This window comes from Microbacterium sp. ARD31 (genome assembly GCF_031844425.1).
The window spans coordinates 97195-113292 of sequence record NZ_JAUZVE010000001.1 but is presented as its reverse complement, the minus strand read 5'-3'; the positions used below and the strand labels follow the sequence as shown (position 1 = coordinate 113292).

General features: G+C 70.0%; 16 protein-coding genes. 2 read left to right on the top strand and 14 right to left on the bottom strand.

The window, feature by feature from the left end; all coding sequences use genetic code 11:
- Nucleotides 1-94: 94 nt before the first annotated feature.
- Together erpA and Q9S36_RS00530 are read right to left on the bottom strand one after the other, a co-directional pair.
- A complete protein-coding gene (gene erpA, locus Q9S36_RS00535; RefSeq protein WP_064002321.1) occupies nt 95-460 on the bottom strand; it encodes an iron-sulfur cluster insertion protein ErpA in 366 nt (121 codons plus the stop codon).
- 115 nt (nt 461-575) lie between these two features.
- Complete coding sequence (locus Q9S36_RS00530) at nt 576-1967, bottom strand: dipeptidase (protein ID WP_217531296.1); 1392 nt, start codon at nt 1965-1967, stop codon at nt 576-578.
- Nucleotides 1968-2019: 52 nt separating this feature from the next.
- Between Q9S36_RS00530 and Q9S36_RS00525 the strand changes: the two genes are divergently transcribed.
- Nucleotides 2020-2580, top strand: a complete 561-nt coding sequence (locus tag Q9S36_RS00525; protein WP_217531295.1) for a DUF3043 domain-containing protein — start codon at nt 2020-2022, stop codon at nt 2578-2580.
- 69 nt (nt 2581-2649) lie between these two features.
- Here the strand turns inward: Q9S36_RS00525 and Q9S36_RS00520 are convergent, their stop codons facing one another.
- The 5 genes from Q9S36_RS00520 to dnaE all read right to left on the bottom strand — a co-directional run bounded on the left by Q9S36_RS00520 (nt 2650) and on the right by dnaE (nt 10217).
- The gene (locus Q9S36_RS00520; RefSeq protein ID WP_311283542.1) at nt 2650-3669 is read right to left on the bottom strand and encodes a quinone-dependent dihydroorotate dehydrogenase; all 1020 of its coding nucleotides are present in this window, start codon (nt 3667-3669) and stop codon (nt 2650-2652) included.
- Nucleotides 3670-3706: 37 nt separating this feature from the next.
- Entirely contained in the window at nt 3707-4180 is a 474-nt protein-coding gene (nrdR, locus tag Q9S36_RS00515; RefSeq protein WP_311283541.1) for a transcriptional regulator NrdR, read from the bottom strand.
- 13 nt (nt 4181-4193) lie between these two features.
- Nucleotides 4194-5495, bottom strand: coding sequence for a histidinol dehydrogenase (gene hisD, locus Q9S36_RS00510; protein ID WP_311283540.1), 1302 nt, complete (start codon nt 5493-5495; stop codon nt 4194-4196).
- Nucleotides 5496-5515: 20 nt separating this feature from the next.
- The gene (locus Q9S36_RS00505) at nt 5516-6631 is read right to left on the bottom strand and encodes a hypothetical protein (RefSeq protein ID WP_311283539.1); all 1116 of its coding nucleotides are present in this window, start codon (nt 6629-6631) and stop codon (nt 5516-5518) included.
- 67 nt (nt 6632-6698) lie between these two features.
- Nucleotides 6699-10217, bottom strand: coding sequence for a DNA polymerase III subunit alpha (gene dnaE, locus Q9S36_RS00500; protein WP_217531291.1), 3519 nt, complete (start codon nt 10215-10217; stop codon nt 6699-6701).
- A gap of 48 nt (nt 10218-10265) precedes the next feature.
- Here dnaE and Q9S36_RS00495 point away from each other — a divergent pair, with 48 nt between their 5' ends.
- Nucleotides 10266-10739 (top strand): NUDIX domain-containing protein, encoded by a 474-nt coding sequence (locus Q9S36_RS00495; protein ID WP_217531290.1) that lies wholly within the window; start codon nt 10266-10268, stop codon nt 10737-10739.
- A gap of 409 nt (nt 10740-11148) precedes the next feature.
- Here the strand turns inward: Q9S36_RS00495 and Q9S36_RS00485 are convergent, their stop codons facing one another.
- The 7 genes from Q9S36_RS00485 to ftsZ form a co-directional block, all read right to left on the bottom strand.
- On the bottom strand, nt 11149-12072 hold the full coding sequence (locus Q9S36_RS00485; RefSeq protein WP_311283537.1) for an RluA family pseudouridine synthase: 924 nt from the start codon (nt 12070-12072) through the stop codon (nt 11149-11151).
- Nucleotides 12059-12664, bottom strand: coding sequence for a signal peptidase II (gene lspA / locus Q9S36_RS00480; protein WP_311283536.1), 606 nt, complete (start codon nt 12662-12664; stop codon nt 12059-12061). The genes Q9S36_RS00485 and lspA overlap by 14 nt, the downstream gene beginning before the upstream one ends.
- A gap of 11 nt (nt 12665-12675) precedes the next feature.
- Complete coding sequence (locus tag Q9S36_RS00475; protein ID WP_311283535.1) at nt 12676-13281, bottom strand: DivIVA domain-containing protein; 606 nt, start codon at nt 13279-13281, stop codon at nt 12676-12678.
- 114 nt (nt 13282-13395) lie between these two features.
- A complete protein-coding gene (locus tag Q9S36_RS00470; RefSeq protein ID WP_311283533.1) occupies nt 13396-13698 on the bottom strand; it encodes a YggT family protein in 303 nt (100 codons plus the stop codon).
- A 4-nt stretch (nt 13699-13702) separates the two neighbouring features.
- Nucleotides 13703-14158 (bottom strand): cell division protein SepF, encoded by a 456-nt coding sequence (locus Q9S36_RS00465; protein WP_064002335.1) that lies wholly within the window; start codon nt 14156-14158, stop codon nt 13703-13705.
- Nucleotides 14159-14190: 32 nt separating this feature from the next.
- Nucleotides 14191-14877: a YggS family pyridoxal phosphate-dependent enzyme gene (locus Q9S36_RS00460; RefSeq protein WP_311283532.1), complete on the bottom strand. Its 687-nt coding sequence runs from the start codon at nt 14875-14877 to the stop codon at nt 14191-14193.
- Between the two features lie 7 nt (nt 14878-14884).
- The gene (ftsZ, locus tag Q9S36_RS00455) at nt 14885-16045 is read right to left on the bottom strand and encodes a cell division protein FtsZ (RefSeq protein ID WP_064002337.1); all 1161 of its coding nucleotides are present in this window, start codon (nt 16043-16045) and stop codon (nt 14885-14887) included.
- Between the last annotated feature and the right edge of the window lie 53 nt (nt 16046-16098).

Here is a 16098-nt window from a genome sequence, read left to right as displayed (position 1 = left end):
GAAGGTCAGACTCATGCCAGTCTAGGGCAACCTCTTACAAAGTTCCGGCCATCCGCTCAGGATGCCGGGACCGATGGAGGCGACCCGGGATGGATCAGTGGAAGCTGTCGCCGCAGGCGCAGCTGCCGGCGGCGTTGGGGTTGTCGATCGTGAAGCCCTGCTCTGAGATCGTGTCCTTGAAATCGATCTTCGCGCCGTCGAGGTAGGGCACCGACATGTCGTCGACGATGACCTCGACGCCGTCGAAGTCGACCGTCTTGTCGCCGTCGAGATAGCGCTCGTCGAAGTACAGCTGATAGATCAGACCCGAGCAACCGCCCGGCTGGACGGCGACGCGGAGCCGGAGGTCGTCACGGTTCTCCTGCGACAGCAGGCTCTTCACCTTCTCGGCAGCGGCCTCGGTGAGGGCGACGCCGTGGGCGGGAACGGTCTCGGTGGACTGCGTGGCGATGTCGGTCATGACTCTCCCCATGGTCGGGCCGCCAGTGCTCTTGAGGAACGGGGGCGGCGTGTTCTCTCGATTCTACGTCCCGGTGCGCCTCTCGGCCCGGCGACGCGGGTGATCGTGCCGCCGTTCAGTCGGAGGCGTCGAGCGAGGCGAGCAGCAGCGCCTCGGTCACCAGGGCGTTGCGGAACGTCTCGACGTGCAGCGACTCGTTGGGGCTGTGGGCCCGGGCGTGCGGGTCCTCGACACCGGTCACGAGGATCTCGGCCCCCGGGAACTCCCGCACGAGGTCGGCGATGAAGGGGATCGACCCTCCCACGCCGATGTCGACCGGAGTGCGGCCGTACCCGCTCTCGAGGGCGGCGCGCGCCGCTTCGACGGCGGGGCCGGACGTGTCGACGAGGAACGGGTCGCCGAAATCGACGTCGCGGAAGGTCAGCCGCGCCCCGAACGGCGCATGGCTGCGGAGGTGCGCCTCGATCGCGGCGAACGCGTCGGCGGCGGCCTGCCCCGGGGCGACCCGGGTGCTGATCACGACCGAGACCTTCGGTGTCAGCGTGTTGGACGCGTTCCGGACGCTCGGGGCGTCGATGCCGGTGATCGTGATCGACGGCTTGTTCCAGATGCGGCTGAGGATCTCGTCGCGCCCGATCGGCGACACCCCCTCGGGAAGGCCCGCCTCGCTGCGGAGGGTCTCCTCCGAGTACGGCGGGGTGGCGGCAACCCGGGATTCCAGTCCGGCGACGGCGACGGCACCGTCCTCGTCCCAGAGGGTCGCGAGAAGGGTGACCGCCGCGAGCATCGCGTCAGGCACGGCGCCACCGAACATGCCCGAGTGGGAAGCGTGCTCGAGCGTCTCGATGTCGAGGGTGAAGCGGGCATTGCCGCGCAGCGACACCGTCAGGGCGGGCGTCTCGGAATCCCAGTTGCCGGAATCGGCGACGACGATCACGTCGGCGCGGAGCGCATCCGCGTTGTCGCTGAGGAACTGGGCGAAGGATGCCGACCCGGCCTCCTCCTCCCCCTCGAAGAAGAGGTTGACGCCGAGGTCGAAGTCCGTGCCCACGGCGTCGACGAGCGCGCGCAACGCCCCGATGTGGGCCATGATGCCGGCCTTGTCGTCGGCCGCGCCGCGACCGTAGATCCGGCCGTCGCGCAGAGTCGGCTCGAAGGGCGGCGACTCCCACAGGGACTCGTCCCCGACGGGCTGCACGTCGTGGTGGGCGTAGAGGAGGATCGTCGGGCGACCGTTGCGGGCGGGGCGCGTCGCCAGCACCGCCGGCATCCCCTCCTCCCCCGTCTCGGGGACGACGGCGGTCGCGATCTCGACGCGTTCGAAGATGCCGAGGCCCTCGACGAGCGTCTTCACGGCCTCGGCGCTGCGCTGCACCTCGGCCCGGTCGAACCCGGGGAACGCGATCGAGGGGATGCGGACGAGCGAGCCCAGGTCGGCGAGGGCGGCGGGCACCTGGGTAAGGGCCGCTTCGCGCACCGCAGCGGACCGGGTGGTGTCGGAAGTCATGCGGGTAATCTTATGTCGCACGCCTTTTTCGCCGATTCCGAGGAACCGCCCCGTGGCAAAGACACCGCCCCCCGCCGACACCGCCCCCGACGCCCCCACCGGCGCGGGGAAGAACCGCCCGACGCCCACGCGCGCCGAGCAGGAAGCGGCGCGCAAGCGGCCCCTCGTCGCGAACACGAAGGAGGCGCGCGCCCGCGCCAAGGCCGAGCTCGCCGCCCAGCGCGAAAAGGCCCGGATCGGCATGGCCAACGGCGACGAGCGTTACCTCACGCCCCGCGACCGCGGGCCGCAGCGGCGGTTCGCCCGCGACTACACGGATGCGGGCTGGCACTTCGGCGAGCTCGTCATGCCGCTGCTGGTGATCGTCATCCTCTTCGCCCTGGTCCCGAACACCGCCGTCGTCTTCTACGCCTACATCGGCCTCTGGGCCTACCTCCTCTTCGTCGTCGCCGACATGATCATGCTCTCGCGCAAGGTCAAGAAGCTCGCCGCCGCGAAGTGGGGCGACCGCCGCGAGAAGGGCCTCGGCTGGTACGCGGCGATGCGCTCGGTGCAGATGCGGTTCATGCGTCTGCCCAAGCCCCAGGTCAAGCGCGGCGAGTACCCGAGCTGAGTCCGAGATCCGCAACGGGCCCGCACCGATAGGTGCGGGCCCGTTCTCGTGCGGGGCGGATGCCGAAGCTCAGCGCACCAGGCCGCGGTTGATCTCGCGCGCCCAGAGGGGGCCGCGGTACACGAACGCGCTGTAGCCCTGCACCAGGTCGGCACCGGCCGCGAGCCGCTCGCGGACGTCGGCCGCCGTCTCCACTCCCCCGGCGGCGATGACGCAGAAGTCGGCGGGGACGGCGGCACGGACCCGGCGGAGCACCTCGAGCGAACGCTCGTGCAACGGCGCGCCGGAGAGCCCGCCGGCGCCCATGGCCTCGACACGTGCGGCATCCGTCGTGAGGCCCGTCCGGGCGATCGTCGTGTTGGTCGCGACGATGCCCGCCAGCCCCGTGTCGACGGCGAGGGCCGAGATGCCGTCGATCTCGTCGTCGGTGAGGTCGGGGGCGATCTTCACGAGGAGCGGGGTGCCGCCGGCGGCATCCTTCACCGCTGACAGCAGCGGACGGAGCGTCTCGACGGCCTGCAGGCCGCGGAGCCCGGGCGTGTTCGGGGACGACACGTTCACGACGAGGTAGTCGGCGACCGGGGCGACGAGGCGCGTGCTGGCGACGTAATCGGCCGTCGCGTCGGCGACGTCCACGACGCGCGACTTGCCGATGTTCGCGCCGAGCACCGGACGCTTCGTGCGACGGCGCATGCGCGCGAGGCGGCCCGCCACGACGGCCGCGCCCTCGTTGTTGAACCCCATGCGGTTGATCAGCGCACGATCGGCGGGCAGCCGGAACAGCCGCGGCTTCGGGTTGCCGTCCTGCGGGATCGCGGTGACCGTGCCCACCTCGATGTGGCCGAATCCCAGCGTGTGCAGGCCGAGCGCTCCGATGGCGTTCTTGTCGAAGCCGGCGGCGACGCCGAAGGGCGAGTCGAAGACGAGACCGAGGGCCTCGGTGCGCAGCTGCGGGGCCGGGCGGGTGAGGGCGCGGGCGATCCACGAGAACGGCGGCACCGCGGCGACACGGATGACGACCATCCCGAGGTGGTGGGCCGTCTCGGGGTCCAGGCGGCGGAGGACGAGGTCGAAGAGGAGTCGGTACATCGGCTCCCAGCCTAGGGCGAGGGGCGCACCCCCGTGATCAGGCCTCTTCGCGCTGGGCCCGCTGCGCGTGATCCGCCCGCAGCAGCGCGATCGCCTCGTCGAAGTCGTCGAGGGTCTCGAACGCCTGGTAGACGCTCGCGAAACGCAGGTAGGCGATCTCATCGAGCTCGCGCAGGGGCCCGAGGATCGCGAGTCCGATCTCGTTCGTGTCGATCTGCGAGACACCGGTCTGACGGACCGCCTCCTCGACGGCCTGCGCCAGCATCGCGAGATCCGCCTCGGTGACGGGACGGCCCTGACACGCCTTGCGGACGCCCGACATGACCTTCTCGCGACTGAACGACTCGATCACGCCGGACCGCTTGATGACGTTCAGGCTCGCCGTCTCGATCGTCGAGAACCGACCGCCGCACTCGGGGCACTGACGACGGCGACGGATGCTGAGCCCGTCGTCGCTCGTGCGGGAGTCGATGACACGGGAATCGGAGTGACGGCAGAACGGGCAGTGCATGGCGGCATCCAGCCTACGCGTCGAAGCGCGCCGTGACGGCTTCACCGTGCGCGGGCAGGACCTCGGCGTTCGCGAGCGTGACGATGTCGTCGTGGACCGCCTTCAGTGCGTCACGGTCGTACACGATCACCTGCTGCGGACGCAGGAAGGTGGATGCCGACAGTCCCGACGCATAGCGCGCCTGACCTCCCGTGGGCAGCACGTGATTGCTGCCGGCGAGGTAGTCGCCGAGGCTCACCGGGGTCCACGCGCCGACGAACACGGCACCGGCGTTGACGTACTCCTCAGGGCGCGGGTCGCGCAGGTGCAGCTCGAGGTGCTCGGGAGCGTAGGCGTTGCTGAACGCCGTCGCCGTGGCGATGTCGTCGACGAGCACGACGGCGGACTGCGGCCCCGACAACGCCTGCGCGACGCGGGCGGCGTGGTGCGTCGCGGCTGCGCGCTTCTCGACCTGGACCACGACCGCCTCCGCGAGCGCCGCGGAGTCGGTGACGAGGACGGCCGCCGCCTGCTCGTCGTGCTCGGCCTGGCTCACGAGGTCGGCGGCCACCAGCCGGGCGTCCGCTGACTCGTCCGCGACGATGAGGATCTCGGTCGCGCCGGCTTCGGAGTCCGTGCCGACCATGCCGGCCACGACGCGCTTCGCCAGCGCGACGAAGTTGTTGCCGGGGCCCGAGATGACGTCGACCGGGTCGAGACCGAGGGCCGGGACACCGTGGGCGTAGGCGCCGATCGCCCCCGCGCCGCCCATCGCGTACACCTCGGTGATGCCGAGGAGGCGAGCCGCGGCGAGGATGACGGGGTGGACCCGGCCGCCGTGGTCGCGCTGCGGCGGCGAGGCGAGGGCGACCTGTGCGACGCCGGCCACCTGCGCGGGGACGACGTTCATCACGACGCTCGACGGGTAGACCGCCTTGCCGCCGGGGACGTAGACACCGGCCCGCCGCACGGGTCGCCAGTGCTGCTCGACGCGGGCACCGGGACCGATGTCCGTCACGACGGATGCCGGGACCTGCGCGGCTGAGGCGCGCCGGACCCGGTCGATCGCGTTCTCGAGCGCCCGACGGATCGCCGGGTCGAGGGCGTCGAGCGCCTCCTCGAGGTGCGCGGCCGGGACGCGGACGTCGTGACCTTCCACGCCGTCGAAGCGGGCGGCCTGTTCGCGCAGCGACGCCTCCCCCCGCTCCGCGACGTCCGCGACGACGGCGGCCGCCGTCGCCAGCGCCTCGTCGCGGGCAGCGGTGGCCCGGGGGACGGCAGCGAGGAGGTCAGCCGGAGTGACGGCGCGACCCCGGAGGTCGATCGTGCGAAGCATCCCTCCAGGGTACCGGCGCGTCAGCCCCGGGTGACGCCCGAGACGTCGGTGAGGTAGCCGATCCGACCGTCCTCGTGGCGCACGACGAACGAGTCGCCGCGGTCCTCGATGACGAGGGCCCAGGCGGTCGGGCCGATGCGGAACAGGGGCGCGCCGTTCTCGTCGACGACGTCCCGTTCGACGGGTGCGAGCGCCCAGAACGCCTGCTGCGCCGAGGCCGGAGCCGGTGCCGGCTCGTCGTCGTCGATCGGGTCGCCGAGCGGTGCCGGATCGGGGTCGACGGACGGGGCCGCCATCGTGAAGCGGGCGTCCGAGATCGGACGGGCGACGACCGGGCGGGCACCGCGGGCGACGCGGTGCGAGACCGTCTCGCTGCGGTGCAGGAAGTCCTCGTGGAACGGCGGGATGAAGGGGGCGACGACCGTGAGGGCGACACCCGCGGCCATCAGGATCACCTCGACCCAGACGACCCAGCTGCTCAGCCAGACACCCGTCGCGGCGCCGCGGGCGATGTTGATCCAGAGCCAGCTGAGCCAGAGCACCGCCGAGACCGAGAAGGCGACGGAGGCGAACTGGTCGATACCCAGGGAACCGACCCGGCGGATGCCGGTGGGCGAGAAGCGACGCAGGACGATGAGGAACACCGCGGCCGTCGGCACGCCGATGGCGAGGATCCAGTCGATGCCCGAGCCCCAGACGTTCCCGCCGCCGAGGAGCTGCGTGTACGGGCCGTCGCTGTAGAGCGGGAAGAACGAGAAGAGGAAGGCGAGCACCCAGACGCCCAGCAGCGACACCTCGCGCAGCGAGAACGGGCCGATCCCGTACTGCGGCGGGACGTGGCCCGCCTCGGGAGCGTGGTCGACATCGGCAGGGGCGGCCTCGACGTGCGACGCAGGGGCCTCGGCGGCCGCCGGGGCGTCGTCCACGGGGGCGGATGCCTCGGCTGCCGGCGCGTCGGCTGCGGCCGGCGCGGAGGACGCCGCATCCGTCCCGAAATCGTACGCCTCGGTCTCACTGTCGACGCGGGACGCGTCGTACACCGCGGTCTCGGGCTCCCGGACGACGGTGATGTCGAGGTCCTCGACGGTGCCCCCCGTCTCGTCGGGCGTTTCGGGGGTCGGCTTCTGGTCGGTCACGATGCTCCTTCCGCACAGCGCCGGGGGGGGCGCCGCCTGCGATCCTACCCCGCGGGCTGTGGGCGACTCAGCCGAGACACTGGGGTCCCAGCAGACCCTTCAACTCGCCGTAGAGGTCGACCGTCACGCCCACCTGCGCGGGCACCTCGAAAACCTTCGCGACGCCGCCGCGGTGGAGCTTCAGGGTCACCTCGGTGCTGCCCGGATGCCGGTCGAGGACGGCGGCGAGCTGACCGATCGTCGTCTCGGTCGCCCGGTGCTCGGGGAGCAGGAGGACGAGCGGGCCGGCGGCATCCACCGATCCGAGGTCGGGGACGAACGCGGACTGCCCGTGGAGGTTGCGCCCGTCGTCGCGCTGCGAGACGCGTCCGCGCACGACGAGGATCGAGTCGGCCTGCAGCATCGACTGGAACTCGGTGTACGTCTTGCCCATGAACATGACGGTCACCTCGCCGTCGAAGTCCTCGACGGTGATCATGCCGTACGGATTGCCGCTCTGCTTCGCGACGCGGTGCTGCACGCTGGTGACCAGGCCCGCGATCGTGACGATGTCGCCGTCGGAGATGTCCTCGGAGACGAGCAGGTCGTGGATCGAGGTCGACGCGTGTTTGGCGAGCGGGATCTCGAGCCCGGCGAGCGGGTGGTCCGACACGTAGAGCCCGAGCATCTCGCGCTCGAAGGCGAGCTTGTCCTTCTTGGTCCACTCGGGACGCTCGGGGACGCGAGCGACCTGCTGCGGCTCGTCGTCGCCCCACAGGCTGTCGAAGTCGAAGCCGACCTCGCCGTTGGCCTCGCGCCGTTTGTCGAGCACGGCCTGCTCGGTGGCGTCCTCGTGGATCTCCATGAGCGCGCGCCGCGTCGACCCGAGCGAGTCGAACGCGCCGGCCTTGATGAGGGACTCCACCGTGCGCTTGTTGGCGACGTGGGCGGGGACCTTCGCCAGGAAGTCGTGGAAGCTCGTGTAGGGGCCGTCGGCCCGCGCCGCGACGATGCCGTCGACGACGTTGCTGCCGACGTTGCGGACGGCGCCCAGACCGAAACGTATGTCCTCACCGACGGCCGCGAAGTAGCGGATGGACTCCCCCACGTCGGGCGGGAGGACGCGGATTCCCATGCGGCGGCACTCGTTGAGGTACACCGCCATCTTGTCCTTCGAGTCGCCCACGCTCGTCAGGAGGGCGGCCATGTACTCGGCCGGATAGTGGGCCTTCAGGTACGCGGTCCAGTAGGAGACCAGGCCGTACGCCGCGGAGTGGGCTTTGTTGAAGGCGTAGTCGGAGAACGGCAGCAGGATGTCCCAGAGGGCCTTGATCGCTGCCTCGCCGAAGCCGCGTTCCTTCATGCCGCCCGAGAAGCCCTCGTACTGCTTGTCGAGCTCGGACTTCTTCTTCTTTCCCATCGCGCGGCGCAGGATGTCCGCCTGACCGAGCGAGAAGCCGGCCACCTTCTGCGCGATGGCCATGACCTGCTCCTGATAGATGATCAGGCCGTAGGTCGTGTCGAGGATCTCGCGCAGCGGCTCTTCGAGCTCGGGGTGGATGGGCGTGATCGGCTGCACGCCGTTCTTGCGGAGTGCGTAGTTGGTGTGCGAGTTCGCGCCCATCGGACCCGGTCGGTACAGCGCGATGACGGCCGAGATGTCCTCGAAGTTGTCGGGCTTCATGAGGCGCAGGAGCGAGCGCATCGGGCCGCCGTCGAGCTGGAAGACGCCGAGCGTGTCGCCGCGGCTGAGCAGGTCGTACGCGGCGCGGTCGTCGAGTTCGAGGTGCTCGAGGTCGAGTTCCTCGCCGCGGTTGCTGCGGATGTTGTCGAGGGCGTCCGAGATGATCGTGAGGTTGCGGAGCCCCAGGAAGTCCATCTTGATGAGCCCGAGGGTCTCGCACGACGGGTAGTCGAACTGCGTGACGATCTGGCCGTCCTGCTCGCGGCGCATGATCGGGATGATGTCGATCAGCGGTTCGCTCGACATGATGACACCGGCCGCGTGGACACCCCACTGCCGCTTCAGGCCCTCGAGGCCGATCGCGCGGTCGAAGACGGTCTTCGCCTCGGGATCGGTGTCGATGAGCGAGCGGAACTCGCTCGCCTCCTTGTACCGCGGATGCTTCGGGTCGAACATGCCGCCGAGCTCCATGTCCTTGCCCATGACGGGCGGCGGCATGGCCTTGGTGAGCCGCTCGCCCATGGAGAAGGGGAAGCCGAGGACACGACCGGCATCCTTCAGCGCCTGCTTCGACTTGATCGTGCCGTACGTGACGATCTGCGCGACGCGCTCGGAGCCGTACTTCTCGGTCACGTAGTCGATGACCTCGCCACGGCGACGGTCGTCGAAGTCGACGTCGAAGTCGGGCATCGAGACGCGGTCGGGGTTGAGGAACCGTTCGAAGATCAGACCGTGCTCGAGCGGGTCGAGGTCGGTGATGCGCATGGCGTACGCGACCATCGAACCGGCACCGGAACCGCGGCCGGGACCGACGCGGATGCCGTTGTCCTTGGCCCAGTTGATGAAGTCGGCGACGACGAGGAAGTACCCCGGGAAACCCATCTGGAGGATGATGCCGGTCTCGTACTCCGCCTGCTTGCGCACCCGGTCGGGGATGCCGTCGGGGTACCGGTAGTGGAGGCCGGCCTCGACCTCCTTGATCAGCCAGCTGTCCTCGGTCTCGCCCTCGGGCACCGGGAAGCGCGGCATGTAGTTGGCGGAGGTGTTGAACTCGACCTCGCAGCGCTCGGCGATGAGGAGCGTGTTGTCGCAGGCCTCGGGATGGTCGCGGAAGAGCTGACGCATCTCCTGGGCCGTCTTGATGTAGTACCCGTCGCCGTCGAACTTGAAACGGTTCGGGTCGTCGAGGGTCGAGCCGGACTGCACGCAGAGGAGGGCGGCGTGCGCGTCGGCCTCGTGCTGATGCGTGTAGTGCGAGTCGTTGGTCGCGACGAGCGGGATGCCGAGGTCCTTCGAGAGCCGGATGAGGTCGGTCATGACCCGACGCTCGATCGACAGCCCGTGGTCCATGATCTCGGCGAAGTAGTTCTCCTTGCCGAAGATGTCCTGGAACTCGGCGGCCGCGGCACGGGCCGCCTCGTACTGCCCGAGACGCAGGCGGGTCTGCACCTCGCCGGACGGGCAGCCGGTCGTGGCGATCAGTCCCTTGCCGTAGGTCTGCAGCAGCTCGCGGTCCATGCGCGGCTTGAAGTAGTAGCCCTCGATGCTCGAGAGCGAACTGAGCCGGAAGAGGTTGTGCATCCCCTCCGTGCTCTGGCTCCACATCGTCATGTGGGTGTAGGCACCGGAACCCGAGACGTCGTCGCTCTTCTGGTCGGGCGAGCCCCAGGCGACGCGGGACTTGTCGCTGCGGTGGGTGCCCGGGGTGACGTAGGCCTCGAGACCGATGATCGGCTTGACGCCGGCGGACTGTGCGGCACGGTAGAACTCGAAGGCCGCAAACGTGTTGCCGTGGTCGGTGACGGCGATCGCCGGCATCCCGTACTCGGCTGCCGCCTGCGTCATCGCGCCGATCTTCGCGGCCCCGTCGAGCATCGAGTATTCGCTGTGCACGTGCAGATGGACGAAGGAATCGGATGCCACGGATCGAGTCTACGTTCCGGGTCCGACACGGGACCTAGGCTGGTCGGCATGGCCACTCCCGAGTTCGTCCTCGCGCTCCGCGAGAAGATCGGCACCGCTCCCCTCCCCCTCGTCGGCGTCACCGCGATCGTCTTCCGTGACGAGAAGGTGCTCATCGGACGGCGAGCGGACAACGGCTCGTGGCAGCCCGTCTCGGGCATCGTCGACCCCGGCGAGGAGCCCGCCGACGCGGCCGTCCGCGAGTGTCGCGAGGAGGCGGGGATCGTCGTCCGAGCGACCCGCCTGGCCGCCGTGCAGCAGATCCCACGCATCGAGTACGCCAACGGCGACCAGGTCGACTACCTCGACCTCGTCTTCCGCTGCGACTGGGTCTCGGGCGAGCCGCATCCCGCCGACGGAGAACTCACCGACGTCGGGTGGTTCGGGCTCGGCGAGCTGGTCGACGTCGATCAGACCCACGTCCGGAAGATCGCGCTCGCGATCGCGGAGGACGACCCCGCGAGCTTCGCCGGCGGCCGCTGACCGTCAGCGCAGATCGAACAGGCTTCGGGTGCCGACCTAGGCCATCGTGAGGTCGACCTTCTCGCCCCTGTCGTCGACGGGGTACCCCCGATCGCCGGCGCACCCTGCGACCTCGCGAACTCCACCACGCCCGCCAGCAGGGCGTGGGAGATACCCTTCCCGCGACGCCCCGGGGCGGCCCCTCCGCCTCGAGGTCCCGCACCCGCGCGCCGCGTGCCGGACCGGAGAGCGGCCGATGCTCGGGACCCGGAAGCCGGTAGGTGAGGCACCAGCAGACGTTGGCGTCGGGACGCTTCGGTGCCACCATCTTCGCGACGTCGTCGAAGGAGGTGGCGGGGGGGACGTCGACGGTCACGACAGCGGGATGCCGCGAGCCGCCGACGTCCGCACCCCCTTCCGCCGAGTCGGCTCACCCGTGGTCGCGCAGCACCTCGAGAGCGTGGGCGAGGTCCGCCGGGTAGTCCGAGCGGAACGTCGACCAATCCCCCCTCGCGGGGTGGGCGAACGACAGTTCGTGGGCGTGGAGCCACTGCCGCGTCAGGCCCAGGCGCTGCGCGAGCGTCGGGTCGCCTCCGTAGAGGGGATCGCCGACGCACGGATGACGGTGGGCGGCCATGTGGACGCGGATCTGGTGCGTGCGCCCGGTCTCGAGGTGCACCTCGAGCAGCGAGGCACGGGGGAATGCCTCGAGCGTCTCGTAGTGCGTCACCGAGTCCTTGCCGTCGGGCGTGACCGCGAACTTCCACGAGTGGCTGGGGTGACGGCCGATGGGCGCGTCGATGGTCCCCACCAGCGGGTCGGGGTGGCCCTGCACGACCGTGTGGTAGATCTTGTCGACCTCGCGTTCCTTGAACGCCCGCTTCAACGCGGTGTAGGAGCGCTCGGTCTTCGCGACGACCATCAGGCCGCTCGTGCCCACGTCCAGGCGGTGCACGACGCCCTGACGCTCGGGTGCGCCGGAGGTCGCGATGCGGAACCCGGCGGCGGCGAGGGCGCCGACGACCGTCGGACCCTCCCATCCCAGCGAGGGGTGCGCGGCGACACCGGCGGGCTTGTCGACGACGACGATCTCGTCGTCGTCGTGGACGATGCCGAGGTCGGGTACCGCGATGGGGACGATCTCGGGACCCCGCTTGTCCTCCCAGTCGACCTGCAGCCAGCCCCCGGCGACGAGCTTGTCCGCTTTGCCGACGGTGCGCCCGTCGAGTTCGACTCCCCCACCCTCGGCGACCTCGGCAGCGAACGTGCGTGAGAAGCCGAGCAGCTTGGCCAGCGCGGCGTCGACCCGGGTGCCGTCGAGGCCGTCCGGGACGGGGAGGCTACGGCTGGGCATGGGGATCGGCGGATGCCGGCTGATCCTCGTCGTCCGCCGTCGCCGCGGCATCCTTCTCCCGCGACCCGTCGAAACGGACGCCGAGCAGGACCAGGATCGCGACGGCGAGCATCATCGTGACGATGAAGGAGTCGGCGACGTTGTAGATGGCCGACGGGAAGCCCAGCCAGAGCCACGGCGTGTGGATGAAGTCGACGACGTGTCCGACGAGGAACCCGGGTGCGCGGAACAGTCGGTCACCCAGGTTGCCGAGGATGCCGCCGAGCAGCAGCCCAAGGACGATGGCCCACGCCCGCGACCGCACGCGGGTCACGGCGAGGACGATGATCGTGACGGCCGCGGCGGCGAGCACGAGGGTGAAGACCCAGGTGACGCCCTCCCCGAGCGAGAAGGCCGCGCCGGGGTTGAAGGTCAGGTAGAGCTGGAGGAAGTCCCCAAGCACCGGGACGGCCTGCCGCTCGGGCAGGTTCTCGAGAGCGAGGAACTTCGTGAACTGATCAGCGGCCAGCACCAGCACCGCGAGGATCGCGATGGTGGTGCCGGCCGCTGCGGCGCGCAGTGTCGTCCGCGACGCGGACGTTCGGCTCGACAACGTGCGAGCGGTCAGGACGCGGGGATGGGCGTCGAGCCCGAGGTGCCGGCGACGTCGAGATCGCGCAGCTTCTCCTCGATGAAGCCGCGCAGCTGGACGCGGTAGTCGCGCTCGAACTGACGCAGCTCGCTGATGCGACCCTCGAGGGTGCCGCGCTCGCTCTCGAGGCGGGTGAGCTCGTCCTTGGCCTTGGTGCGGGCCTCGTTGAGGATGGCGTCGGCCTCGGCCTGCGCCTCGGAGATGAGCTTCTCCTTCTGCGCCTTGCCCTCGGCGACGTGCTCGTCGTGCAGGCGCTGCGCCAGCTCGATGATGCCGGCGGACGCGGCCGCAGGAGCGGTCGCTCCGGCTGCGGGGGTCTCGGCGACGGGCTCGGCCGGAGCCGGGGCCTCCCCGACGACCTCTTCCTCGGCGGCGGGGGCGGCGGCCTCCGGAGCGGGGGTCTCGCCGGACTCGTACGCGGCGAGCTTCGCCTTCAGCTCCTCGTTCTCGGCGATCGTCTTGCGCCACTCGACGACGATCTCGTCGAGGAAGTCATCGACCTCGTCCGGGTCGAAACCCTCCTTGAAACGAACATGCTGGAACTGCTTGGTGACGACGTCTTCGGGAGTCAAAGGCATGTGTCTTTCCTCTTTCGGGGCTCAGGAAGCGGGCCGGTCAAAGAAGACCCGCGAGGCGCGAGCCGTACCCCGACAGCATAGTCCGCGGCTGTCGTGGGTGCGACGACGACGACCTCACACGCGGCTCAGCACCTGCGTGACGGACAGGAGCACGAAGCAGCACAGCATCGTGATCGGGAAGGCGAGATCGAGCGCGATGGGACCGATGCGCAGCGGCGGGATGAAGCGGCGGAGGAACTTCAGCGGCGGGTCGGTCACGGTGAACACGACCTCGGCGAAGACGAGCCAGCCGCCGCGCGGACGCCACTCCCGGTTGAACATCGGGATGTACTCCAACACCAGACGTGCCAGGAGGAACAGCACGTAGATGAGCAGGAGCGCGTTGAGGATCCCGGCGATGAGGCCGATGGCCGACACGACGTCAGTGCGTGAAGGGGGCGGAGTCGGCGTCGCCCTGGGCGATCGCCCCCTCGCCGGATACCGCGACGTTCTCGGGCGAGAGCAGGAAGACCTTGCTCGTCACGCGCTCGATACGGCCGTACAGACCCAGCGAGAGTCCGCTCGCGAAGTCGATGAGGCGGCGGGCGTCCGCATCGCTCATCTGCGAGAGGTTGATGATGATGGGGATGCCGTCGCGGAAGTTCTCGGCGATCATCTGCGCGTCGCGGTACTGCTTCGGGTGCACCGTGACGATCTCGCTCACGGTGGCCGGTGCGGGCTGACGCACGACGGCCGGACGGTGGATGGGCGTCACCGGGGCGGTCTTGTTCTCGACCTGCTTCTCCCGGCTCTCGCGGCGGGGAGCCGGCTCCTCGTAGACCTCTTCCTCATCGGCGAGGCCCAGGTACACCATGGTCTTCTTGAGCGGGTTCGACATCGCATCCTCCGTATTGCTCGTCTGTGATGAGGCTAACCGTGCAGGGGCCTCGGGCCTGTGATTGCCGAACCGATGCGCAGGTGTGTCGCACCCGCGGCGATCGCCTCGGCGAAGTCGCCGGTCATTCCGGCGGAGATCCAGTCGGCATCCGGCACCACACGGCGCAGCCGTGCGGCATGATCCGCGAGCCGGGCGAAGGCCGCGGCGGGGTCCTCGTCGAGCGGGGCGACGGCCATCACGCCCCGCAACCGCAGCGAGGCGCAGGATGCGGCGACGTGCTCGGCGAGCTCCTCGACACCCGACGGCTGGACTCCCCCGCGACCGGGGTCGTCGGTGAGGTTGACCTGGATGAGGACGTCGAGCACGCTCTCGTCGCCTTCGGCGCGGGCGCCGTGGAGCGCGTCGGCGAGCCGCGCGCGGTCAAGGGAGTGCACCGCGTCGGCATCCCGACGCACCGCTTTCGCCTTGTTCGTCTGCGCCTGGCCGATGAAGTGCCAGCGCAGCGCCGGGCCGTCGTAGTCGGCGCGTTTGGCGCTGAGTTCCTGCTGCCGGTTCTCGCCGACGTCGGTGACGCCGAGGGCAGCGAGACCCTGCACGAGCTCGACGGGGTGGAACTTCGTGACGACGATCCGCGTGATCGTCGCGGGATCGCGGCCCGCCGACCGAGCGGCATCCGAGATGCGCGCGTCGATGTCGGCGAGCCGCGAACGAAGATCCACGACGGCGTTACTTCAGGAAGTCGGGGATGTCGAGGTCGTCATCGCCGAAGGCCGAGTCGTAGTCGCTCGACGACGACGCGGGCGCCGACACCGACACCGACTCGCGTCCGCTGTTCTCCGCCGCGGCGAGGTCGCGCGCGACCGTGTCGGCGGGCAGCGGCGGCAGCACGGGAGCGGATGCCGGGCGGCTGGCCGTGATCGGCTCGACCTTCACCTGGGGCTCGCCGCCGTCGAAGCCGGCCGCGATGACCGTGACCCGGACCTCGTCGCCCAGGGTGTCGTCGATGACGGTACCGAAGATGATGTTGGCCTCGGGGTGCGCGGCCTCCTTGACGAGCTGCGCGGCGTCGTTGATCTCGAAGATGCCGAGGTTCGAACCACCCTGGATCGACAGCAGCACGCCGTGCGCGCCCTCGATCGACGCCTCGAGCAGCGGCGACTCGACGGCCAGTTCGGCGGCCTTGATCGCACGGTCGGCGCCGCGGGCCGAGCCGATGCCCATGAGCGCGGAGCCCGCGCCCTGCATGACCGACTTGACGTCGGCGAAGTCGAGGTTGATGAGACCGGGCGTCGTGATGAGGTCGGTGATGCCCTGCACACCGGCGAGCAGCACCTGGTCGGCCGTGGCGAAGGCCTCGATCATCGAGATGCCGCGGTCGCTGATCTCGAGCAGGCGGTCGTTCGGCACCACGATGAGGGTGTCGACCTCTTCCTTGAGCTTCGAGACGCCCGCCTCGGCCTGCGTCTGGCGACGACGGCCCTCGAAGGAGAAGGGCTTGGTCACGACACCGATGGTGAGGGCGCCGATCGACTTCGCGATCCGCGCGACGACCGGGGCGCCACCGGTACCCGTACCGCCGCCCTCGCCGGCCGTGACGAAGACCATGTCGGCACCCGCGAGGGCCTCCTCGATCTCCTCGGCGTGGTCCTCGGCGGCACGACGGCCGACCTCGGGGTCGGCGCCCGCGCCGAGACCGCGCGTGAGCTCGCGGCCCACGTCGAGCTTGATGTCGGCGTCGCTCATCAGCAGCGCCTGGGCGTCCGTGTTGACGGCGATGAACTCGACGCCGCGAAGGCCGAGCTCGATCATGCGGTTGACGGCGTTGACACCGCCACCACCCACGCCAACGACCTTGATCACAGCAAGGTAGTTCTGGTTCTGGCTCACGCCGGCCTCCGTATCGTCCTGAACCTCGAGTGCAAACCTTCAACCTCAACCAG

Bases quoted from the DNA above. Each gene is read 5' to 3' on its own strand.
- erpA (WP_064002321.1), bottom strand. From the start codon at position 460: ATGACCGACATCGCCACGCAGTCCACCGAGACCGTTCCCGCCCACGGC.
- Q9S36_RS00530 (WP_217531296.1), bottom strand. From the start codon at position 1,967: ATGACTTCCGACACCACCCGGTCCGCTGCGGTGCGCGAAGCGGCCCTT.
- Q9S36_RS00520 (WP_311283542.1), bottom strand. From the start codon at position 3,669: ATGTACCGACTCCTCTTCGACCTCGTCCTCCGCCGCCTGGACCCCGAG.
- nrdR (WP_311283541.1), bottom strand. From the start codon at position 4,180: ATGCACTGCCCGTTCTGCCGTCACTCCGATTCCCGTGTCATCGACTCC.
- hisD (WP_311283540.1), bottom strand. From the start codon at position 5,495: ATGCTTCGCACGATCGACCTCCGGGGTCGCGCCGTCACTCCGGCTGAC.
- Q9S36_RS00495 (WP_217531290.1), top strand. From the start codon at position 10,266: ATGGCCACTCCCGAGTTCGTCCTCGCGCTCCGCGAGAAGATCGGCACC.
- Q9S36_RS00485 (WP_311283537.1), bottom strand. From the start codon at position 12,072: ATGCCCAGCCGTAGCCTCCCCGTCCCGGACGGCCTCGACGGCACCCGG.
- Q9S36_RS00475 (WP_311283535.1), bottom strand. From the start codon at position 13,281: ATGCCTTTGACTCCCGAAGACGTCGTCACCAAGCAGTTCCAGCATGTT.
- Q9S36_RS00465 (WP_064002335.1), bottom strand. From the start codon at position 14,158: ATGTCGAACCCGCTCAAGAAGACCATGGTGTACCTGGGCCTCGCCGAT.